This is a genomic window from Mycolicibacterium canariasense (assembly GCF_002101555.1).
In the GTDB taxonomy this organism is placed as follows: domain Bacteria; phylum Actinomycetota; class Actinomycetes; order Mycobacteriales; family Mycobacteriaceae; genus Mycobacterium; species Mycobacterium canariasense.
In genome coordinates this window covers 12,414-33,366 of sequence record NZ_LQOL01000086.1, presented here as the reverse complement: position 1 = coordinate 33,366, position 20,953 = coordinate 12,414, and the positions used below count along the sequence as shown (strand labels likewise).

Below are 20,953 nucleotides of genomic sequence, written 5' to 3'. Positions count from 1 at the left end.
ATCGGGTCACGGCTGCCGCGCTTCGCTGATGGTGGTGTCGTCAACGACACCGTCGGCGCCGACTTCTTCGGCCTGTCGGAGATCCCCATCATCGGCGGCATCGTCAACATGCTCATCAGCATTCTGCTGAAGATCATCGGTGTCGAAATCCAGTCCCGGGACACGCTGCACAACATGGCCTCCCAGATCCGCGAATTCCGCGGCGACTTCCAACGCTTCGACGCGTCCGGGCGGCTCGCCTCCGACTCATCCGGGCTGATCGACCGCAACCAATCGTCGAAGGACACCGTCAACAAGGAACGCGTCCGGATCCTGACCCAGGTGATCATCGGTGTCGTCAAGTACGTGATCGAGAAGATCATCATGCCGCTGATCAATTCGGCGATTCAGGCGGCGATCAACTTTGGTACGCAGGCGATCTCGTCGGCGGTGGGTATGGGTGTGAACGCGGTCGCGCCCGGTGCTGGTGGCGCGGCTGGTGGCATCACCAACGCCGCCGTGTCCGCGTTGGGGTCGATCGCGCAGACCGGCGGGCAGATCTTCACCGAGTTCCTGGGCTCCCTGCTCACCAATGGCCTGTCGACCCTGATCGAGGGTATTTCGCAGGTGTTGCCGTCGTCGATCTTCCAGATCTTCGACATCCCGAAGCTGTTCCAAACCCTGTTCGGCGGGGTGGCGGGCCTGATCGGGGGCCTGGTCGGTGGTATTGGTGGTATCGCCGGCGGGTTCTTCGACGAGGGCGGCTTGGCCAAGGACATCGGGTTCATGCCGAAGAACACCATCAAGCCCGAACGCGTGCTGGATCCGCGGCAGACCATCGCGTTCGAGGAAGCCATGGGCCGCGTCGGCCGCGGCAAGGGGTACGGCGGCGACACCCACAAAACGGATATTCACGCCACGATCATCGTCCCCGGCGGGGGACCCGACACCGGCCAGGCTGTGTACGACCGCCTGAGCGCCCTGATCCCATGAGGAAGGACTAGCCCATGCCTTTTCGTGGATTCTTCGCGTTGAACGGCACCGAACTCACCAACACCTCGCGCGTGGTGGCCCACCTCGGCCGCAACACCCCCACCAACGACCTCGCCATGTTCACGCCCGCGAACCGGCCGCGCATGATCGAAGAACCACCCGGCTCAGGCATGTACCTGCCCGTCCTGACGCAGGTGTCGCCTGGTATGTACGACCCGGACGGCCTCGAAGAGGACCCCGAGGGCTTGTATTTCGAGGAGGGTGTCACTGACGGCGGCTGCGGCCTGGTCGAGGTGCGGCCCGGCCTGTTCCAAATCCCCACCGACTCAGTACGGGTGGGCAACTTCTGGTCACCGCCGAACGGATCCCGCCGCTTCGGGCCAGGCCTGGCCGAAATCTCGGGCCGCTGCTGGGAAGACAACCCATTCGCGGACTGCCGGCTACAGATCGGGTACGACGACTCGTGGGACGGGCTGCAGCAATTCCTGGGTGACACCGTGTATCGGCCGGAGTTGGCGCCCTGGTACACAACCCGTGTCCCGGAGGCGGCGGAGTTCGGCGGTATCTGGGTGATGGATGTCCGCGGCTTGGACACCACCGCGATCTCCCGCCCGATCACTGAGCTCGTGGGTTCGGGGGCTGTGGCGGGCGCGCACCGCGACACGTCGCAGACGATCACGTTCGAGGCCCTGTTGATCGGTTCATCGAATGCGGGTGTGACGTTTGGGCTGGAGTGGCTGTCCGCCAGGTTGCGGGAGACGAAGGACCGCACCGATTCGACCCTCAAGTACTTCGCGGCGCACCCGGGGGATTCTCGTGTCATCCCTGACGATTTGGTGCGGGAGATGCACGGGGTTGTCTATTCGAAGGCCATCGAGATCACCGATGTGATCGACGACGCGATGGGCAAGGGCAGCCAGGCGAGTGTGTATCGGGTGACGTGGGAGATGACGGCGACGAAGCCGTACGCCTACTTGCCGTTGGTGAACATCGACGTTGAGTGGGATTCGGTGTCGACGGTGCCGATCAACTGGGTGCATGCGGGGGATTGCGCGGAGCCGGATACGTGCGAGGACATGCAGGTGTTGTTCGCGGAGGATTGCACGCCGGAGGTCATCGAGATCGTGACGACCCCGCCGCCGTCGTGTGGTGGATGTTTGCCGGTGTGCGCGATCCGTGAGCACGTGTTCGGGGTGCCGACGTTGGATACCCCGCTGCGCGGCGGCGAGACCGCGGTAACCACCAGGATCACAAACACCGGGTCGAAGTCGTTGACGTTCCAGCTGTATTGGCGGCGCTGCAACACCGACGTCCGCTGTGAGGACAACCGGTTCCCGCTGCAGGTGACCGGTCTGCCGGCGACCGCGACGCTGATCTTGGATGGGATCAGCGGCCGGTACTGGGTGGAGTTGGATGGTCGGAAGCGGCGCCCGGTCGGCATCGTCAACACCCCGCGGGGCGGACCGTGGCGGCCGCCGGTGATCGACCGATCGGACTGCTGGGAACTCGTCGCACAGGCACCAGGCAACGTTGACCTGAATGACATCCGAATCACGTTGGCGGACCGGCAACCATGAGCGTCGTTGACCCCTGGCAATCCATCGTCGTTCACACCATGGTCGGCGGAAAGAGCGTGCAGCTCTACCAGTTCCTACCCGAGCACCAAACATCGCTGAAATGGACCCGGACGCTGCGCGAGACATCCCGCTGCGACCTCACTGCCCCCGTTGCACCAGAACTGAACCCCCGGGAACTGATCACGCCTTGGCTGCACTGGCTCTCGGTGTACGACTCTTCTGGTGAAGACCTGTACTGGACCGGTCCTATCGTGTACGCCGAAGGTGACTACGACACTGTCACTCTCACCGCGATGGACGTGTCTGTGTTTGCGAAGGCCACTAATGTGCCCATCTCGAAGCGCTATGAGACAACAGATGTCGCTGACATTGCCGCGGACCTGTATGGGCATATTGCGCGTCAACACAACCTTCCTCTTCGTCCGATCGTCCGTCGCGATCCGGAGGGTGATCCGATCGACTTTCAGCTGAAGCAGGATGAGCAGGATGTTGCGTCGGTGATTGAGCAGTTGGCCGGGCTGGGCCTGTATTGGTCTGTGGTGTCGGGTGTTCCAGTGTTGGGGCCGGCATCGTCTCGGGCGATAACTGCGTTGGGGGAGCAGGACTTCCTTGAGGGTGGGTTGAAGTGGGTTCGCGACGGACAGGGGTCGTTCAACGAGGTGCTGGTTCGGGGAGCTGAGGATTTGGCGCGGGCGAACCTGCCGATGGGTGGCCTGCATTTGCAGAAGATCGTGAACATCGAGGACATGTTCGCGGTGGGGAATGTGCAACGGGCAGCTGACCAGTACGTCCGGCAGACGGGTTTCATCCGGGATGCAATCACCATTCCTGGCGGGGCGAAGCTACACCCGGACGCCCCGGTCGATATCAGCCACTTGATCCCCTCGACGCGGTTCGAGGTTGAGACGTTCGGGATCCAGACGAGGGTGGAGTTGGAGGGCATCGAGGTGAACACCGCGTCGGGTGATGAGTCGGTGGGTGTGAATCTCGAGTCGGTGCTTCCGAAAACCGATCTGGGTAAGGCGGCTAAGTCGTCGACTGGGGGGACGGACTCGTGAGCAATCAAGCTCAGGGGCGGCGGCCGCGTACTGATCAGGAGTGGATGCGGGAGTTTGATCAGCGGTTACGGGCGTTGGAGACGCAGCGCGCGGCAGGGTGGCGGTTGAATGATCGGGATGGTGAGGCGTGGTTGACGTCTCCGGGCCGGCAGTCGATCAACCTCAGCGCGTTGGCGCGCACAACGGACGCTGTGGTGACGCAGACGGGGTTGTGGCGGAAGACGATCACGCTGCTCGGGGGGCCGACGGGCGGGTCGTTCATCCTGTACTACAACAAGTTGCCGACGGCGAACATCGCGTATAACGCGTCTGCGGCGACGGTGGCGCAGCGGATCATCGACTTGGACACTGCGTTGGATTCGTCGTCGGTGTTGGTGTCGGGGTCGGCGGGTGGGCCGTGGACGTTGATTGCGCCGTCGGGGACGTTGCGGGCGGATTGGACGAATTTGACGGGCGGGACGGATGTGTCGGTTCAGATCTCCTGAGGCGTGAAACCACGCCGTGAAACATCCGCCATGTCGGGTCTGCGGGTTACGTTCCGCTCGGTTATCGGCGTGGAGAGGAAACCATGAGCGAGCTACCCGAAGGCTGGGGCCGGACGCTTCACGCACCCTGGACCCCTGAACAGGTGGCAGTGATCAACCGCTTCCAACGCGAGGCGCACATTCACCCGTTTACCTGCGGTAAATGCACACCACACTCGACCCTGATCGCAACCGCAGACGGCTGGATGTGCCCGAATAACTGCGGATACGCGCAGGACTGGGTACCGGCGTACATGACCGATCCGGTGATGCTTGATCGGATGACCCTCAAGCTGCCATGGCCGACATAAGTCAGTGTTCTCGGCCTGTCTCACCTGACCTCGTTACCCTCCCGCCATGCCGCTGGACTGGGTCACCACCAACGTGTGCGTCGACGAAAACCTCGGCGTCACCACCGAAGGAACCCTCTACCTCCAACCACACTCCGTACCACGCCCGGTGATCGACGAGATATGCCGATCCTCCTCCGACGGCCCGATTCAAGCCGAGATCCCGCTACCCGGCCGCCAACTGCTCAACCTGCAGGCATCATGGCGCAACGACACCCCACTCCCGCAAGCCCTGGTCGTCAACCTGACCCGCGGACCCCGCAAATGGGTGGTGTCGCAACCCAACGCCATCGAATTCCGGGACCGCTACACCATCGCCGTCGACGACCAACCGTCCGTGCCGATCTGCACCACCACCTACAACTCCAAATGCGGCTCCGCGATCGACCTCGGCACCAACAGTGTGGCCGAGCCGAAGCCCGGCAAGCAGTGGATGTGGAACCCCGTCTCCACCGTCTCCGAACTGCAGCCGCGACTCCTCCAGCCGGGGGAGACGTTCCGCATCTGGTACCGCTGCATCGTCTGGACACCAGAACCGTGGTCGGACAACGCGAACAAGAACAGCCCCTACCACTGGGCCGGCGCGAATTATGCGCGTGTCGAGGTCGAGGCGCTGCCGCAGCAGGGATCGTTGGTGACCGGATGAGCATGAAAGTGTGCACAGGGCCGCACATGATCTCCACTGTCGACGGGACCGGTTTGGCGAAGTCGTGGTTCCCCGGTGTCGTCGATGAAGTGTTCCTCGAATCCACCAAGGACGGCGAGATTCAGCGGGCCCCGGACCCGGTGACGATGATCGACGGCGACCTGTACTGGACGAACGGTGGCACCGAGCCGTTGACCGGCACGGTGATCGTGAAACGCGCGGCCCGCACGATCCTGACGACCGATCCGTGTACGGTGCTGATTCAGGACGCGTGGTCGTGGGTGATCAACGCGTCCCCGCAGGCTGATTCGCCGTCGGTTACGGCGGATTCGGCGGGCGGGAAGATGCAAACCAACAAGGCGTCGACCGCTTCGAAGGATCTCGCGTACGGGCGGTTCACGTTGGAGATCGACGAGTCTGAGGTGACGGTCCCGGTGGGGGTGATCCCACCAGGGGAGGCGCTGCATTTCCGGTATTTGGCGGCGGCGCACACACCGGGCCTATGGATCTCATCGGATGATCCTGATGATGATCCCCGCTATGAGGCCCACGCCTACTGGACGCGGCTGTTGCTGTTCGTGACCCCGGGAGGTGTGGTGTGACGTGCGTTGAGCCTCTGCATTTCGATGATCTGGACGGGATTATCGAGCCGATGCCGTGGATGCAGCAGTCTCGGGTCGCTACCGCGTTGGTGGAGTCGAAGTCGGGCTCGTATGCGGTGGCTGGTGGGGGCAATAAGAACGATCTGCTGCAGTCGATTACGTTGACGTGGCTGAACGACACCCCGGTTGTGCAGTTGGTGTGGGGTGAGGTGCGGCGTGGTGGGTGTCGGGTGTCGTTGCAGGCCCGGTCGCGTGGGTTTTTGACTGTGCGTGAGGGCGTCCAACTGGGTGTGACGGCGCCGACGTTGACGGCCGCGGATGAGGTGTCCAAGTTCGGGACCGGGATGGATGTTGGGCAGGGCGGGTTCCTGGCCACCGATACGGGGCTTGCGATTTCGGATGTGCGGGACAATTCGCGCCGGCACCGGTTGTTGCCGGGGTCGACGGGCCGGTGGGAGGTTGCGGTCGGGCAGTCGATCACGGTGCGTGTGGAGGTGCGGTTTCAGTCGGAGGCGTGGCAGTCGGCGTTGATTACGGGTGGTTCGGAGGGCACGAACTCGAACTACGTCAGCGGGGATACGGCTGTGGATCTGTTCGCGGTACCGAAGTTCTGACCCATGGCCATTGAGCCGCCACCCGGATTCACTGACCTGCTCGGGGATGCTGAGGACGCACCACCTTTAGGGGAGCCGGTCCTGTTCAAGCTCGACGGCGTCGGCACGCTCTGGGCGCGGAAACCACGTCCCCGCTCGCTGGCCGTCCTGGCCGCCGCCTACAACGACGCCCTTGACGGCGCCGCGCGCAACGCGTACCTGACGCGGTTCCTTACCGACCACATCGACACCACCGACTACGAACGCCTCATCGCCGACATGGCATTCGGCCGCGCGCCAGAAGACACCATCGACCGACTTCTGGCCGGGTTGTGCACGTGGGGGACCGCGCGCCCGTACAAGGCGGTCCTGAGCTTGGCGGTGACGGCTGGGGCGGGGTGGCGCACTATCCGCCCCCAGATCGCCGGTGATCCGATGCTGATGCCGTCCATGCACCGCGTGTTGGACGAGGTCGAGAAGATCGTGGTCCAGTCCATGCAGTCCGGCGACCCCGAAGCCGACCAGCGCGCCCACAACTCGTACATGCATCGCCTGTACGCGCCGGACAAGCCGCTCAAGCGTGGGGAGATGGTCAAGCCGTCGTGGTGGCCGTCCGATGGTGGCGCCGCGGCGAACGCGCGGGCTGCTCGCGCGTTGGCGAAGACTGCACGGTAGGCCCTTACCGTCTGGCGTCATGGCGGATCTGTTCGTCCAGTATGACGCTGACCAACCCGAGGGTGAGCGGCTGGCGCCCGAGGTGCGCGACGAGGTGTATCGCCTCGCACCGGTGAACGTCGCGAACGGCGGCATCACCGAGGACAAACTGGGCTCCGCGTCTGTCACCGCGACGAAGATCGCTGACGGCGCGGTAGGGCCGACGAAGATCGCGGCCAACGCGGTCGGGAACGGGCAACTCGCCGGCGCCGCCGTCACCACACCGAAACTCGCACCCAACGCTGTCACCCCCGACAAGACCGGCACCGGAGTCGTCACCGCCTACGACGAAAACGGTGACCCCATCAACCTCAAAATCGTCTTCCTGTCGGCCACCGACTACGCCGGCATCACCCCCGACCCAGACACCCTCTACGGCACCTGGAGCTAACCGATGCCGACAAATTACGGGTCGGCACACCCAATTACCGCCTGGTACCTGGGGGACACGCCACTCACGGCATGGCGGAAAGGCGCAACGTCGATCTGGACGCCCAACGGCATCCACGCCGACTTCAGCACCTACCAAGACGGCACCCTCGACCTATCCGGGGTGTGGACCAACGACGGCGGCTCCGGCTACGACATCGGCGTCGAAAACGGGCTCGCCCGCGTCCTCATGCCCGACAACATCCCACTCATCTCGAGTTTCACCCGGCGGGCCCGCTACACCGCCGCGCAGCACGCCGCCGACGGATACGTCGAAATCGTCATCGGCAACCCCGGCTCCGGCAACCTGTCCACCGACATTTTCCGCCGCGCCACCAACACCTCCGCCAGCACAGCCGGTGTCGGTATCCGGTTGCGTGCGTCCGGCCTGTACATCGTGCGCCGCGTCTCCTCCACCGACACCGAAGTCGTGCCCTGCGGATCCTTCCAAGGCGGCGGCCGGGCACGCCTCACCCAGAACGGCAACCTGCACACCATGCACTACAACGGGCAGTTCGTCGGCGAATGGAACGACACCGCCGGCACCGCCCTCAACACGAGCTCGGAACGCACCTTGACCGTGGTTGAGCGGGGCTACAAGGACGTGTTCGGGCCGCGGCGCTTCTCCCCGTCACTGGCCTCGATCGACTGCACCTAACCCACATACCTTTCCGCGCATGGCCGGTGACAAGCTCCCAGGTTTCGACGAGGGCCGGGCACGCGGAACCCGGTTCAAGAACGAGCAGGTGCCCGACGAAATCGACGCTGTTGTCGCCGCCCGCGTCCGATCCGCGACCAGCTCCACACGCCGGACGATGGACGAACGGTACGGCGCCACCGTCGAAGACACGGGCCTCGGGTACGGCATCATCACCGTCGGCGGCGGCTCCGAAGACAACACCGACACCCCCACCCGCCTCGAACTGTCCCGCGTCGTCCTGGCCGTCGGCGACGGTGTGCATACGGAGCACACCTTCGAGCACAACTTCGGCACCCGGCACTTCGACTTCGTCCTGCTGAAAAACTCGGGCGACTTCGAGGCCTTGGATGGGTGCCCGCACTCCCGCCCGAATGAGAACACCATGATCCTCAAGCCGGATGAGGTGTGGGCGCCTGAGGAGTATCTGTGTGTGGCGTGGGCGATCATCCCGCAGGGCGCTGATAGCGGGTCGGGTTCGTCGCGGCCGACGGCGCCGACGTTGACGGCCACCAACATCACCTCCGGGTCGATCTCGGTGACGGCGAGTGCGTCCGATCCGGGCGGCGGGATCGTCGCCTACAACTACTTCCTAGACGGCGCCCTCGTCGGCACCGACGACGCCACCTACACCTACGTGGGCCTGTCCCCGAACACCCAGTACAGCCTCAACGCGACCGCGATCAACATCGACAACCGCGAATCCGACCTATCCGGCACCATCACACCCTCCACCGCGGCCACCGCATCCGTCGCACCCGCCGGGGCTGTCGGGGTCCGCACCAACGCCTCCAACAACACCACCGTCACCACCACCGTCCTGGCCGGCGGGAACCGGATGATGCTGGTGTGGGGCTTCACAACCCACACGAAGTACAAGGACATCGCATCGTTCAACACCATCACCGCGGTGTCGGATGTGGATGGCAGTCTGGGTGTTCCGCACGCCATGATCTCGATCCGATCGGCGTCGAGTCAGCAGCAGGGCGCGATCGTGCTGTGGAAGAAAGCCAACGCGACCGTCGGCACCCACAACATTCTCGTCACCTTGGACGCCACCGGTGTAACTGAGCTCGCCACGACCGCTGTGGTGGAGAACTATTCGGGGGTCGCATCGCTCGATGCCGCGGTGACGGTGCGGCACGATTCGCCGGGAACGCCGATCTCGCTGGCGATTCCGTCGGCGGTCGGCTCCTACACCGCGTATGCGTCCCTGTCGGGGAACACGTCGACGTCCGCGCAGCCGACCGACTACAACCAGACGTTGCGCTACCAGAACGGTTCGTCGTCGATCGGCGGGCTGGGGAAGTGGATTCGGGTCGGTGACGCCCCCGGCGGCACGTCGGTGGTGCATTCGGAAACCACGTCGCTGCGTAACGTCGCGATCGGCGTCAACCTGGTGAAGGCGGCATAGGGTGGCTGACATTCAGACCGCAAAGTACTTGGCGCCGTTGACGATGACGGTGCCACTCACGTCGGGTGTGCCGGCGACGCCGGGCCGGATCAACCTGTACGACGCGACCGTCGGGGATGTGACGGCTGCGCTGCCGTTGATCAACGATGTGGGTGAGTCGACGATTGTCGCGTTCGCGAAGCAGGACGGCACCGCCAATGCGGTGATCGCGACGTGTCAGGGCCCGGACACGATCATGGAGTTGGTCACTGAGCTGCCGTTGGTGGTTCAGGGGCAGGTGGTTGCGTTTCAGGTGCTGAATGGGGTGTGGTGGCCGATCAGTGGGTATCGGCCGGTGCCGGATGATCCGACCCCGTTCATTTTGACGTTGTGGGACGACGTGGATGCTGCGGCGGCGCGGGCGACGTTGGGGGCGCGCGGGTTCGCGCCGCGCGTCACACCGATCGTCTCTGCGGCCCAGCCGGCGTGGTCGTGGGACACCACCGACCAAGTGTCCATCACCGCCCAAGCCGTCGACTTCTCCTCCATGACGCTGGGCATCACCGGCACCCCCACCGACGGGCAGCCGATCGTGCTGCGCATCAAGGACAACGGGACCGGGCGGGCGATCTCGTGGGGGTCGGCGTGGCGGGAAGTCGGCACCGCCCTCCCAACCACCACGGTGGCCGGGAAGACGCTGTATGTGGGTGGGAAGTGGAACGCCGCCGACACTGTGATCGACGTCCTGGCTGTGCAGCGGGTGGCCTAACGTGGCCGTCAGCGTTGTGGCCTCGACTCCGGCCACCGGTGGCAGCGCCCCGTCCCTGAGTTCGACGGACGCCACCATCCCCGCCATCTCCGGGTACGTTCCGCAGTTGGGTGACGCGGTGCTGTTGTTCGGGAACTGCAACTCGGCCACACCGACGATGTTCACGACTGCGGACTGGTCGCTGATCTCGGTGACCACGTATACGACCACCAATATCGGGTTCTGCCGCGCGCACGCGATCACCCCTGCGGAGGTGACGGCCGGCACGAACTCGTGGACCATCCCCGGGATCTTCAACACGGGCGGGGTGGGCCGCGGGATCGCGGTGGTGGTGCGCGGCGGTGACGGCGTGTCGGCGGTGACGGCGAATCAGGCCAGCTCCGCAACCGCGGCGGTGACGTTCCCGGCGGTGACACCGCTGCGCGACGGCTCCCTGATCCTCGGCTATGTGGCGCCAGATGACACCGGGCGTGGTGTCGGCGACCCGGGCTCGGGGTGGACGACGGTCGTGAAGTCCAGCAACAACGTGGGTGTCACGTCGCAGTCGCTGATTCGGTTGTTGGTGAACGCGGCCGGCGGCGTCCCGGTCAACATGACGAACGCGGCACTCGCCCTCAACGCGGCCGCTGATGAGTGGGCCACCATCACCGTTGCGATCCCCCCGCCAGCATCAACCTCGGGGTTCTTCGCGCTGGTCTGAACCGCACCCCGACTGGCTAGCTTGCCCGGTATGCCGAGGCACTCCGCGGGTGAAATCACTACACCATCATCGGTCGACGATGAGGACGTGCTGGTCCCCAAAAGCTACGTCGCCGACTTCGGCATCTCCGACGCGGAAACCTCCGAGGACGGCACGTCGGTGGTGTTCAAGCGCGGTGACGGGTCGACCGCGGCGACGGTGCCGTTCCCGGCGCAGTCGTGGGACACGTTCCCCGATAAGCCGGCTGTGGTGGCTGCGGGCCCGGATGAGGAGACTGCGAGGGCCGTGATCGGCGCGACCGCGGTGGGGGAGCAGGTGTTCACCGCTGCGGACCAACTCGCGGCGCGCGATGCGCTCGCGGCAGCCAGCCGCCGTCGCGCCCGCACCGCCCTCACCGAGGGCACCATCAAAGGCGGCAACATCACCGTCCGCCCGTCCGGCGCATCGTGGGCGGGGTTGTGGTCGGAATGGGATTGGGCGAACTGGATTCAGCCGGAAGTGGACCGGGCGATCAAACTCGGGCTCAACGCGATCCGCGTCATCGGCGCCCCTCAAGTCGTCCTCGTGGCGGGCACCGGCTCGGGTGCCCCGCAGATCACCCAGGCCACCTACGACGCCCGCTGGAAGCAACTCGCCGAGTACTGCATGGCGAACGGGCTACGCCTCTACCCGTGCCTGACGGAGAAGTGGGCGTTCTACAACGGCACCACCTACAGCTTCCAAGACGCCGCGGCCACCACCAGCATCACCACCACCGCAGCCGCCCTGGCCGCCTACCAGAACGTGATCGGATTCGACCTGTTCCAGGAAGGCTCCGGCTACAGTGACGGCCTGGTCCTCGCCGACGTCCTCGCCCTGTACACGGCGGTCCGCGCCGCCGCCCCGGGTGTCCCGCTGACCACGTCGAACTCGTCCGGAAACTTCGGGACCGCAGTCCAGTTCTGGACCGACACCACCTCCCTGCCATACCAGGCGTGGACCGCGGACGGCGGCGCGGACTTCGCCGACATCCACGTCTACCTGGAAGGCGCCGGCGCCGCCGACGTCGACGGGTTCATCGACCGCGTCAAGAAACCCATCCTGATCGGGGAGTTCGGCGCCGACCAGTCCCAGGCGGCGGACGCGAACCGGGTGGCCCGCTACACGTCGGCGCGGCTGCTGCACAACCGCCCCAACATCCTCGGGTCGTTCGTGTGGGCGCTGGCAGACCAGGGCACCGCGGACGCGTTGAAGGCTGGTATCTGGGACAACACCGGGTTCACACCGGGTGTTTCGCCGCTGTCCACCACGTCGGGGCAGCGGGCACCTCTGGTGTCGGAGCTGCGGAAGTTCACGGCCGCCCCGATGCCCAGCGGCCCCTACCGCGCCCCGAACCTGCTGACGCCGGCGCAGGCCAACCCGACAGCCACGACGAGCGGATGGATCACGGGCGGCGGCAACACCTACCTCACCGCCACCTCGGAGGGCCTGGCCGTCGCCGCCACCGCGGCCGGCAACGTTCAGGTCGGCACCAGCCCCACCAACGGCATCCCCGTGCTGCCGTTGACGCCGTACATCGCCACAGTGAAGGTGCTGGCCTCGCAGAACTATTCGGCCAAGCCGGTCAGCCTGCAAATCGACTGGTACGACTCCTCCAACGCCTACATCGTCAGTTCCCCGCTCACCCGCGGTATCGATTCTCCGGCGGCGCCGTTGGCGTTGCCGGTGGTGCGGGTCTCGCCGTCCAATGCGGCGTTCGCGGTGTTGGTCTTCCGCGGGTACGGGTTCGCCGCCAATGAGAACCATCTGCTGATCAACTGCTCACTGCGGCAGTACAACTTGGGTGAGTTGGATGCGGCGTCGTATCCGGTGTCCGCGCTACCTGCAGGTGACCCGCGTTTGTTCGGGGCGCCGGCGGGTGCGTTGTGGACGTCGATCGACCGGACACAGGTCGTGATCTCGGGGTCGTTGGGGTTGTTGACGTCGGGGACCCCGCGGGCGGTGTTGGCGGGGTTCGCGGTGCCGACGCTGGTGACGGGGTTGAAGTTCTTGACGGGGTCGACGGCGGCGGTGTCGCCGACGCATTGGTGGGTGGCCGCCACGGACACGGCCGGGAATGTGCTGGCGGTGTCTGCGGATCAGGGTTCGGGTGCGATTGCGGCGTCGTCGGTGATCACGGTGCCGTTCGCGACGCCGACGGTGTTCCCGGCGGGCAACGTGTACTTCCACATCATGGTGGCGGCCGGCACGGTCCCGACGCTGGCTGGTATCTCGGGGCTACTGAATTCGCCGACGGTCGCGCCGGTGTTCGCGGGGGCGTCTACGGCGACGGGGCAGACGACACCGCCGGCGGTGGGTGGGAGTTTGGGTGTGCCGACGTCGCAGTCGAGCAGTGTGCATTGGTGCTGGGCGTACTAGAACACGACGAGCCACACGGCGGCCGCGATCAGGCCCCACACGATCATGGCGCCGACGATCCAAACGATCAGTCGCGACGGCGGATCCTCCACATACACATCCGGTCCCGGCAACGGCTGATGGCACGTCGGGCAGCGCTCAACATCAGCTGACACCCGCATCCTGACAGGCTACCCACACCCCCCGACGTCGGCCATCCGCCGAACGAACGACCTGCACCCGGCGTCAATACCGTCCCGGACATGGGACATGGGATTGTGCGGGGCGGCGTCATCGTCGTGTGCGCCGCGGTCTTGGGTGATCTGCTCGCGGCGGCCGCGTTCCTGATCGCCGCCGAACTGCTCGACGGGCGGGAACGCATCTGATGCACACCCTGACGTTCCTCGGCCAGGACATCGCTTGCGCGTGCCGGTGGCAGCGCCTGGCGATGGAGATGGCCGGCATGCCCGACGGTCTCCTGAAGATCCGGTCTGGTCGGCCACGGCGCCGCGTGAGGTTTCTCCGATGACGGCGACTGAGATCTCCGAGGTCTGCTGATGGCAAGACGACTCTTCAACGGCCGACGATTCTCCGAAAACGGTTGGCCCTACGTTGATGAAGGCTCATGCACGTGGGCCGCTGTTCCTGGCACGAACGGCGGCGTGACACTGCAGATCCAGAATGGGCCGCCGCTGGTGCTGCTTCTGGCGTGGGCCGCCGACTGGAACGCCTACATCGAGCCGCTGCGCGACGCTGATTCCGCGTGTTGGACGCCGGGAAACTCCGTCGCGACGTCAAATCATCCCGGCGGCACGGCAATCGACCTCAACTGGAACTCCCACCCATTCCAGAAGCGCGGATCCCTCAACGCCGCGCAGATGGCCACGATGGCCGAGATGGAAGCCTTCTACGAGGGCAACGTCTTCTGGGCTGGCCGGTGGGACAACCCGGTCGACGAGATGCACAGCCAGGTCGGCTATGACACCTACGACCAAGCTAACGACCGGCCGTTCCCCAAGGTGCAGGACTTCATCAACCGCAAGATCCGCGCCGACGGGTTCTCCACCTTCCGCCGCGGCGGCACCGTCCCACCTCCGCCCGCCGGTAACCAGGCTGATGTCCTCGCCCGAGCCGCCGGAATCACGCTGGCCAAGGCGACCGACATCCTGCCCGGCGTCGTGAACGGTCTACGCGACTCCGAATGCACCAACATCAACCGCATCGCGATGTGGCTGGCCCAGATGGGCCACGAATCAGCTGGCTTCAACGCCACCGAGGAATACGCCTCCGGCGCGGCCTACGAGGGGCGCTGCAGTGACCTCGGGAACTGCCAGCCCGGCGACGGTGTGCGGTTCAAAGGCCGCTCGTGGATACAGATTACGGGCCGCGCCAACTACACGAAGCTCTCCGCGTGGGCGTACAGCAAGGGCATCGTCCCCACCCCGACGTTCTTCATCGACGACTCCCGACGGCTGGCCGAGATGCAGTACGCCGGCCTCGGCCCCGCCTGGTACTGGACCGTGGCCCGACCGGACATCAACGCGCTGTCCGATGCAGGCGACATTGTGGCCGTCACGCAGCGAATCAACGGCGGCCAGAACGGAATCACCGCCCGCCGCGACCGCTACCGCCGCGCCATCAACCTCGGCGACCAGCTACTCACCCTCACCCAGTCAGGAGACGACGACTTCATGTCCGCACTCAACGCCGACGAACAGCGCGAAGTACTTGACCTGTTGCGCGTCCTCGCCAAGAACCCCTACCCGTCACGGTCGCCGCTGCGCCACCTCGGTGAGGGGAACATCGACACCATCGCCGGCATCGGCCTCAACGAGGACGGCAACGTCCACGTTGTCGTGTCCATCCTGCTCGGTCTCGTCGGCGACCCGACGACCCTCGCTCTGCTCGCCGAAGTGGCCAACGCCGACCTCACCAAGTACCCCGATCGCGCCGCCGATAAGGCGCTCGCAACCCGCATCCTGCTGTACATCGCCACCACCAATCCCACCGTGCTGCAAGCGAACGGAGCATCCGCATGACCAAGATCCGCGAATACGCCAAGGCCATCGCGGCGCTCCTGGGAGCCGTCGCCACCTTCCTCGTGTCCGTCAACGCACCAGCCGAATGGTCGGTGTACCTCGGGTCCGTCGTGGCGATCCTCACCGGCGTCGCGACGTTCGGTGTCCCGAACCGGCCCGCCCCCACCGGGCCTCCAGCGCCGGTCGACGAACGTGTGATCAGTGATGTCCAGGCCGCAGTCCAAGAACGTGACGACCGCGCCGCCTCCGCCGCCGAAGCTGACACTGCACTCGAGAACATCCTCAAGGGCGTCAACCAGGCCATCGGTGGCACACCGATCATCGGGGCGCCGACGGCCGCAGCACTCGACCTTGTGGAGCAGTTCCTGAAGTCCACGCGGCGATGACCGCGCTGGGCGCGGCGATCATCAGCCGCAACGCGCGCGCGTTGGGCTGGATCGCGACTGCGTTCGGCGCAACGATCATCGCCTCCCACGTCGAATCAGGCAGCACCCGCTGGACCGCCGCGGCGTGGACCTACGCCCTGGAAGTGCCGGGCAGCCCGGCGACGTGGGGAGCGGTCATCCTCGCGGCTGGCCTCGCGCTGCTGTACGGGTGCCGCCGCGAATCTATCCGGGCACGCCTGCTCGGCGCCCGGATCGCGTTCCTGTGGTTCTGCGCCCTCGACGCCGCCGCGGTCCTCGCGTTCACCAGCGACATGCTCGACAACCCAGTCGACACGGTCAACCCGCTCGCGGTCATCGCATGGACATGCTTCGCCGTCATGTACCGGCTGCACATCAAAGACGAGAACCGCCGTGCGTAACCGGCAGCGGGATGCCCGCCACCCCGTCGTCCTCGGAACGATGGTGTTCCTGTCCTACTCGGCGGTGTCGCAGCTGGCATTCGGGCCGACCGGCTCGACGGTCGTCCGCGACATGACATTCTGGTCTCAGAGAGCCTTCTCGACGCTGGTGCTGTGCTCGGCCCTGGCGTGCATCGCATCAGCCGTCATCCGTCGGGAACCCCTGGGCGCGAAGACCGAACGCGCCGGGATGTTCGGGTGCGCTGTCGCTCTGATGTTCTACTCGCTCAACCTGCCCGCCAGTGCGCCGTCGTGGAACACCACGCTGGCCGTCGGGTATGGAGGAACCGCCTTGGGATGCGCCGTACGTGCCGGCCTGGTGTGGAGGATGATGATCCGGGACCGCCAATGAACTGGGCGCAGATCGGGCAGTGGGCGCTCACGCTGGGTATGGCGGCGTTGATCTCCGCGGCGGTGGCATGGCCGAAGAGCCGCGGCGAGGGCAAGAAGGCTTCGGCAGAGGCGGAGGCCACTCCGACGACGGTAGCGGTGCAATCCCTCAAGGAAGCACTGTCAGAGTCGAAGGAAGCCACCCGGGACTGCAAATCGGAACTGGAGCGCTCGGAACGGCGCACGGCCGCGCGGGATATGGCTATCGATTCGCTGATCGACGCCATGTTCGAGCTGATCCGCTTGGTGCCGGCCGATGCCGAGCAGACGATGCGTGCACGCGAAGCGATCGGGGCTGCACGGCGGGCCCGACACAATGTGGATGAGGACTAGTCTTCCGTGTTGTGGCGGAGGTCGGCGAACTGGTCAGGCGTGGCGACCGTTGGGTGACGCTGTCGCCGTCGCGCTGCGCGAATGGGGACCCGCTGGGACCGAACGAGGTGTTGGTCGGGACTGCCACTTGCGACTGCGGTGTACGGCACCAGACTTGGTTCTGCCGGGCGTGCGGTCACGTCACCTACGGGCCATCGCTGACCGACGGGTGCCGCGTCCGCACCGGACCCGACGAACGCTGACGGCCACCCATAGGCGGCGGCCAACTCCCGGAGCGCCGCGGTGACTCGCTGCTGAATATCGTCCATGCCAGGGTTAGACGCGGCAGCGGGCCCGGCGGTTCCGATCACATGTGTCCGCCGGTGACGGTCACTGGATGTAGTACTGCGGCTGCCCGATCGGAACCACCGGCCACGGATCAGCCGGGTTCACGTCGTAGCAGTTTCCCATCGCGGGGACGGAGCCGAACCCGTTCTGGAAGCCGCCGGAGCCGAAGGTCGGATAGAACTGCTGCTGAGTGGACCAGCACCGCTGCCACGTCCCGTCGGGGCGGACCGGCGCGTCGCAGTACTGGGCGCCGAGCATGTTCACCATGCAGCCAGCCGACGCCGGGGCCGCGAGCGCGATACTGCCGCCGGCGACTGCCGCCGCGGCCAGAGCTACACGGACCATCTTCATGGGCGAGGCGCGTCCTGCGTCGCCGGACCCCGCTCCGCCGCCACGGTGATGACCAGCGCGACGAACAACGCGGCGCCGATGGATGCCCCGATGACGACCTCGAACCGGACGTTGAGCGCAGCCATGGTGGCGACGAGGCCGCCCGCGATGAGGACACCAGCGACGATCGCCGGCACCAGTTTGGTGGACTGGCTCCAGCTCTGGCCGAGCTGTCGGGCAGCCGACTCGGGGGTGACGGCGACGGCGATCACTCCGATGAGGCCGAAGACGAGGCCGACGATGAAGGTGGCGCGGGCGCTGAAGCCACGGGATCGGCCGACCAGCAGGGCGGCCACGGCGCACGCCAGCCACACCAGGATCGTCACGCCGACAGCAATGGTCATGGCCGCAATATAGCTGTACTGCCAGCTATCCCGCAGTCGGTTAGCAGCGTCGTGGATTGAGTGAACGGCCCGCTGTGGATGTGCAGCCCGTATTTTCCCCGTATAAACGACTGTGATGCGCCATCAATCGGGACGCACGGCAGTGAACTGTTAAAGACGGTCACCGCTATCTACCTGCACTTTCACTTACCTGGTTGAACATCAACGGACGCCGTGGCCTTATCGGACGGTTGATGGTTCGAGTCCATCCGGGGGAGCCAAAACAAGCAGGTCAGAGGCATTTCGCCCCTGGCCTGTTCTGCTCCCAGGGGTCGAATCCCGTATTTTCCCCGTAAATTCATCACGTACCGTCCTGGTCTCCAGCGAACTTCTGTAACACAGCGCGGGCATCCGGCCCCACCGTCCGGCGCTGCGCATAGTGCGATTCCGTCGTCGAGAGCTGGGCATGGGAGAGCTGCGCCTGCGCCGCCTCGATGCCCATGCCGTCCCGGACGACCGTCGCGACCGTCCGACGGAAACTGTGCGGCGTCACCCACCGCAGATGCTCGTACGGCGACAGCGCCTCACGGAGCGCGCTCGCGATGTTCGACGGGCTGATCCAGTCACCGTTGCGGTTGGTGAGCACCGGCCCGTCCGCGGCACCGGTGAGGCCGAACAGTTCGGTCAACACATCCACACCGAACTGAGGCAGCAGCACCGTGTGTGGTGGCGCGTCACCCTTTCGGACGTCCTGCCGGTGCAGCGCCTTCCCGCGGATCCGGCCGTGATCGATCAGCGTCCCGGACACCGTGACCGTCGGCGGATCGCCGAGCAGATCGACCTCCGGCCAGCGGATCGCCAACACCTCGCCCGGCCGGTCGCCGGTGGCCGCCAACAGTTCGACGTAGGCGGGCAGCATGACCCCGCGCGGCGGCCCCGGCCGACCACTGGGCGCGGCGTACGCCCGCACCGCTGCGCGCACCTCCTCCAACTCCGCCGCCGTCAGCGCCCGGGCCGCCTTCCGCTGCGTCGCCGCCGGCTGCGTCTCGCGGATCGGGTTGGTGCGCACGACATCATGACGGGCGGCCATCGCGTACATGCCCGTGAGGACCACCCGCAGTGTCTGCGCCTGCGACGGCGGCATGTCCCGGAAGTGGGCGTCGGCCCGGCTGGTCGACAACTCGGCGATCCGCAGGGCGCCGAGCTGCCGGTGACCGTGGAGCCGCCAGGCCTGCCGGTACAGATCCTCGGACTGCTTCTTGAGCCCATCGGCGGTCTTCGCGGCGATCCACGCCTCGAACAGTTGGGAGAGGGTGGTGCGCATCGTGATCTCGCCGGTCGGCACCGACCGCTCCAGCTCGGCCTTGATACGGCGTAGGAGGGTCCGGCGGGCATCCTCAGCGGACTTGGCCGAGGAGGCTTCGCGCTCCCGGAGCTGGCCGGTGTGGAGGCGAACGTATGTCGAAGCCACCCAGGCGTTTCCGGTGCGCGTGGTGGTGACCTTGCCGTGCTCGCCGGGGGCGAGTCGTTGGCGGGGCATCAGCGGTCCTCGCGGCCGGCGATGCGGCGCAGCCGATTCACGACAACGGCGTCGTACGTCAAAGCCGACTCCGAATCGATCAGTTGGTTCAGGCGGCGGTAGTACCGCACCGGCGACAGTCCGAGCGCGCGGACGGCGTCTTCCTTCGCGCCGGCCGTCGGCCACCACTGGTGCTCAAGGTCCAGGATCGCTCGGTCGGTGTCGGTCAGGGGATCCATAGCCATTCGTCCTGTAGTGCGTGTTCGAGGTCGGCGACCTCTACGGGGTCGAGGGTCCGCATGCGCGTGTTCAAGGTGGAGCGGTCCACCCAGAGCGCGTCGGCGAGTTCTTCGGGGTCGCGGGTCCACCGCAGCCCCTCCATGAGGTCCGGCAGTTCGATGAGCCGGCGCGCGGCCAGCTCATCGACGATGCGTTCCTCGGCAGCCAGGAGGTAGTCGGGCACAGGCCCGCGCTCCAGGTGAATCAGCTCATGGGTGAGCGTGCAGCGGCGGTGTACCTGCCGGAGTCGCCGACACAGCCAGACCTTCCGGAGGGGGAAACTGGTCATGCCCCACACGCGGTCGGGGAGTTCCCGATGGGAGTTGATGATGACGTCCGGGAAGTGTTCTGCTGCGTATCGCCACGGATGCCATCGGTCGCCCATGGCCCTGAAAGCTAGCTGTGACCCCCGACAAGTTGTTTGTATTGGAAACGTTCTGACCTCGAATAACAGCCGTGTTATTCGGGTTTTGGCTCGTCCTCGACGGTTCGAGCGACGAGCGGGAGCACAGTTGCCTCCTGGTTTTCGTCGGCTTCCGACGGTGCTCTCGACGTCGCGGGCGAATTACCAGAAGCTTGATCCACATAGCGGTTGATTTCCTGCCTTTGCGAGACGAGCGCGCGCAACATGGCTATCGCCGCGCGACGCTCTGGGGACGTCAGGTCGTCCACCCCGGGGGGTAACTCCTCCGCGAACGGAGGCCCTGGGACGGGTCGGCCTGCTGCTGCGAACGCGATCTCGTCGGACACCCGCGCCAGCCATCCGATTGCCCGGATGGTCTCGGCCGTCGGCACTGAGTGGTACGTGCCGGCCTCGATGGCGTTGAGCGTCGTTCCGACGATCTTGTGGCCGGCCTCCTGCGCGGCCAGTGCGAGCTGGCGCACTGACTTGTCGCGTTCGCGGCGGGCTTTGGCGATCAGCCCGCGCAGGGTGTCGGTCTCGTTCACGGCTTGAGACTCCCTCGCTGGTTGTTCCTTGTGCTACGTGGCGTCACAAGAGCAGTTACAAGTGACAAGCGCATCCTCCCAGAACATTGCGTCGGATCCCGCTTGTGGCGTTGACAAGTAGTGACAATTACTGTGTACTGCACTTGTAATTACGACCAGAG

Annotated in this window: 27 protein-coding genes and 1 pseudogene; 21 read left to right on the top strand and 7 right to left on the bottom strand. The window is 65.8% G+C overall.

What is annotated here, in order from left to right:
• The 15 genes and pseudogenes from AWB94_RS35335 to AWB94_RS29735 form a co-directional block, all read left to right on the top strand.
• Positions 1-972: pseudogene (locus AWB94_RS35335) on the top strand (hypothetical protein); the annotation flags it as partial.
• 14 nt (positions 973-986) lie between these two features.
• Positions 987-2,549 carry a hypothetical protein gene (locus tag AWB94_RS29790; RefSeq protein ID WP_062659652.1) on the top strand — a complete coding sequence of 521 codons (1,563 nt, stop codon included), beginning with the start codon at positions 987-989 and terminating at the stop codon, positions 2,547-2,549.
• Positions 2,546-3,607, top strand: coding sequence for a hypothetical protein (locus tag AWB94_RS29785; protein WP_062659651.1), 1,062 nt, complete (start codon positions 2,546-2,548; stop codon positions 3,605-3,607). Before AWB94_RS29790 ends, AWB94_RS29785 begins: the two co-directional genes overlap by 4 nt.
• 131 nt (positions 3,608-3,738) lie before the next feature.
• Positions 3,739-4,092 carry a hypothetical protein gene (locus AWB94_RS34380; RefSeq protein WP_131805428.1) on the top strand — a complete coding sequence of 118 codons (354 nt, stop codon included), beginning with the start codon at positions 3,739-3,741 and terminating at the stop codon, positions 4,090-4,092.
• Positions 4,093-4,175: 83 nt separating this feature from the next.
• The gene (locus AWB94_RS34805; protein ID WP_131805427.1) at positions 4,176-4,442 is read left to right on the top strand and encodes a hypothetical protein; all 267 of its coding nucleotides are present in this window, start codon (positions 4,176-4,178) and stop codon (positions 4,440-4,442) included.
• Between the two features lie 46 nt (positions 4,443-4,488).
• Entirely contained in the window at positions 4,489-5,127 is a 639-nt protein-coding gene (locus AWB94_RS29780; protein ID WP_062659649.1) for a DUF7172 family protein, read from the top strand.
• Positions 5,124-5,729: a DUF7172 family protein gene (locus tag AWB94_RS29775; RefSeq protein ID WP_062659648.1), complete on the top strand. Its 606-nt coding sequence runs from the start codon at positions 5,124-5,126 to the stop codon at positions 5,727-5,729. The genes AWB94_RS29780 and AWB94_RS29775 overlap by 4 nt, the downstream gene beginning before the upstream one ends.
• The gene (locus tag AWB94_RS29770) at positions 5,726-6,343 is read left to right on the top strand and encodes a hypothetical protein (protein ID WP_062659647.1); all 618 of its coding nucleotides are present in this window, start codon (positions 5,726-5,728) and stop codon (positions 6,341-6,343) included. The genes AWB94_RS29775 and AWB94_RS29770 overlap by 4 nt, the downstream gene beginning before the upstream one ends.
• Before the next feature lie 3 nt (positions 6,344-6,346).
• Positions 6,347-6,997: a DUF7240 domain-containing protein gene (locus AWB94_RS29765; RefSeq protein ID WP_062659646.1), complete on the top strand. Its 651-nt coding sequence runs from the start codon at positions 6,347-6,349 to the stop codon at positions 6,995-6,997.
• A 19-nt stretch (positions 6,998-7,016) separates the two neighbouring features.
• Positions 7,017-7,427 (top strand): hypothetical protein, encoded by a 411-nt coding sequence (locus AWB94_RS29760; RefSeq protein WP_062659645.1) that lies wholly within the window; start codon positions 7,017-7,019, stop codon positions 7,425-7,427.
• A gap of 3 nt (positions 7,428-7,430) precedes the next feature.
• Positions 7,431-8,123, top strand: coding sequence for a hypothetical protein (locus AWB94_RS29755; RefSeq protein ID WP_062659644.1), 693 nt, complete (start codon positions 7,431-7,433; stop codon positions 8,121-8,123).
• A 19-nt stretch (positions 8,124-8,142) separates the two neighbouring features.
• Entirely contained in the window at positions 8,143-9,576 is a 1,434-nt protein-coding gene (locus AWB94_RS29750) for a fibronectin type III domain-containing protein (protein ID WP_062659643.1), read from the top strand.
• 1 nt (position 9,577) lies between these two features.
• Entirely contained in the window at positions 9,578-10,324 is a 747-nt protein-coding gene (locus tag AWB94_RS29745) for a hypothetical protein (RefSeq protein ID WP_062659642.1), read from the top strand.
• 1 nt (position 10,325) lies between these two features.
• Positions 10,326-11,024 carry a hypothetical protein gene (locus AWB94_RS29740; protein WP_062659641.1) on the top strand — a complete coding sequence of 233 codons (699 nt, stop codon included), beginning with the start codon at positions 10,326-10,328 and terminating at the stop codon, positions 11,022-11,024.
• An 87-nt stretch (positions 11,025-11,111) separates the two neighbouring features.
• On the top strand, positions 11,112-13,421 hold the full coding sequence (locus tag AWB94_RS29735) for a glycoside hydrolase 5 family protein (protein ID WP_062659640.1): 2,310 nt from the start codon (positions 11,112-11,114) through the stop codon (positions 13,419-13,421).
• Here the strand turns inward: AWB94_RS29735 and AWB94_RS35330 are convergent.
• The gene (locus tag AWB94_RS35330; RefSeq protein WP_165605416.1) at positions 13,418-13,582 is read right to left on the bottom strand and encodes a hypothetical protein; all 165 of its coding nucleotides are present in this window, start codon (positions 13,580-13,582) and stop codon (positions 13,418-13,420) included. The two genes, AWB94_RS29735 and AWB94_RS35330, sit on opposite strands and share 4 nt — an antisense overlap.
• Before the next feature lie 81 nt (positions 13,583-13,663).
• Between AWB94_RS35330 and AWB94_RS36160 the strand changes: the two genes are divergently transcribed.
• The 6 genes from AWB94_RS36160 (at position 13,664) to AWB94_RS29710 (ending at position 17,006) form a co-directional block, all read left to right on the top strand.
• On the top strand, positions 13,664-13,786 hold the full coding sequence (locus tag AWB94_RS36160) for a hypothetical protein (protein WP_264022600.1): 123 nt from the start codon (positions 13,664-13,666) through the stop codon (positions 13,784-13,786).
• 276 nt (positions 13,787-14,062) lie between these two features.
• Positions 14,063-15,439 (top strand): M15 family metallopeptidase, encoded by a 1,377-nt coding sequence (locus AWB94_RS29730; protein WP_165605415.1) that lies wholly within the window; start codon positions 14,063-14,065, stop codon positions 15,437-15,439.
• Positions 15,436-15,825, top strand: a complete 390-nt coding sequence (locus tag AWB94_RS29725) for a hypothetical protein (protein WP_062659638.1) — start codon at positions 15,436-15,438, stop codon at positions 15,823-15,825. Before AWB94_RS29730 ends, AWB94_RS29725 begins: the two co-directional genes overlap by 4 nt.
• Positions 15,822-16,244 carry a hypothetical protein gene (locus tag AWB94_RS29720; RefSeq protein WP_062659637.1) on the top strand — a complete coding sequence of 141 codons (423 nt, stop codon included), beginning with the start codon at positions 15,822-15,824 and terminating at the stop codon, positions 16,242-16,244. Before AWB94_RS29725 ends, AWB94_RS29720 begins: the two co-directional genes overlap by 4 nt.
• The gene (locus AWB94_RS29715; RefSeq protein ID WP_131805426.1) at positions 16,237-16,635 is read left to right on the top strand and encodes a hypothetical protein; all 399 of its coding nucleotides are present in this window, start codon (positions 16,237-16,239) and stop codon (positions 16,633-16,635) included. The genes AWB94_RS29720 and AWB94_RS29715 overlap by 8 nt, the downstream gene beginning before the upstream one ends.
• Positions 16,632-17,006: a hypothetical protein gene (locus AWB94_RS29710; protein WP_062659635.1), complete on the top strand. Its 375-nt coding sequence runs from the start codon at positions 16,632-16,634 to the stop codon at positions 17,004-17,006. The genes AWB94_RS29715 and AWB94_RS29710 overlap by 4 nt, the downstream gene beginning before the upstream one ends.
• Positions 17,007-17,375: 369 nt before the next feature.
• Here the strand turns inward: AWB94_RS29710 and AWB94_RS29700 are convergent, their stop codons facing one another.
• The 6 genes from AWB94_RS29700 to AWB94_RS29675 form a co-directional block, all read right to left on the bottom strand.
• Positions 17,376-17,684, bottom strand: coding sequence for a CDGP domain-containing protein (locus tag AWB94_RS29700; RefSeq protein WP_062659633.1), 309 nt, complete (start codon positions 17,682-17,684; stop codon positions 17,376-17,378).
• Entirely contained in the window at positions 17,681-18,067 is a 387-nt protein-coding gene (locus AWB94_RS29695; protein WP_062659632.1) for a hypothetical protein, read from the bottom strand. Before AWB94_RS29695 ends, AWB94_RS29700 begins: the two co-directional genes overlap by 4 nt.
• A 340-nt stretch (positions 18,068-18,407) precedes the next feature.
• Positions 18,408-19,586 carry a tyrosine-type recombinase/integrase gene (locus tag AWB94_RS29690; RefSeq protein ID WP_062659631.1) on the bottom strand — a complete coding sequence of 393 codons (1,179 nt, stop codon included), beginning with the start codon at positions 19,584-19,586 and terminating at the stop codon, positions 18,408-18,410.
• Positions 19,586-19,804, bottom strand: coding sequence for a DUF3263 domain-containing protein (locus AWB94_RS29685; protein WP_084395499.1), 219 nt, complete (start codon positions 19,802-19,804; stop codon positions 19,586-19,588). Before AWB94_RS29685 ends, AWB94_RS29690 begins: the two co-directional genes overlap by 1 nt.
• Positions 19,792-20,229 (bottom strand): hypothetical protein, encoded by a 438-nt coding sequence (locus AWB94_RS29680; protein ID WP_064961403.1) that lies wholly within the window; start codon positions 20,227-20,229, stop codon positions 19,792-19,794. The genes AWB94_RS29685 and AWB94_RS29680 overlap by 13 nt, the downstream gene beginning before the upstream one ends.
• Before the next feature lie 74 nt (positions 20,230-20,303).
• Complete coding sequence (locus AWB94_RS29675) at positions 20,304-20,792, bottom strand: hypothetical protein (protein WP_062659629.1); 489 nt, start codon at positions 20,790-20,792, stop codon at positions 20,304-20,306.
• Between the last annotated feature and the right edge of the window lie 161 nt (positions 20,793-20,953).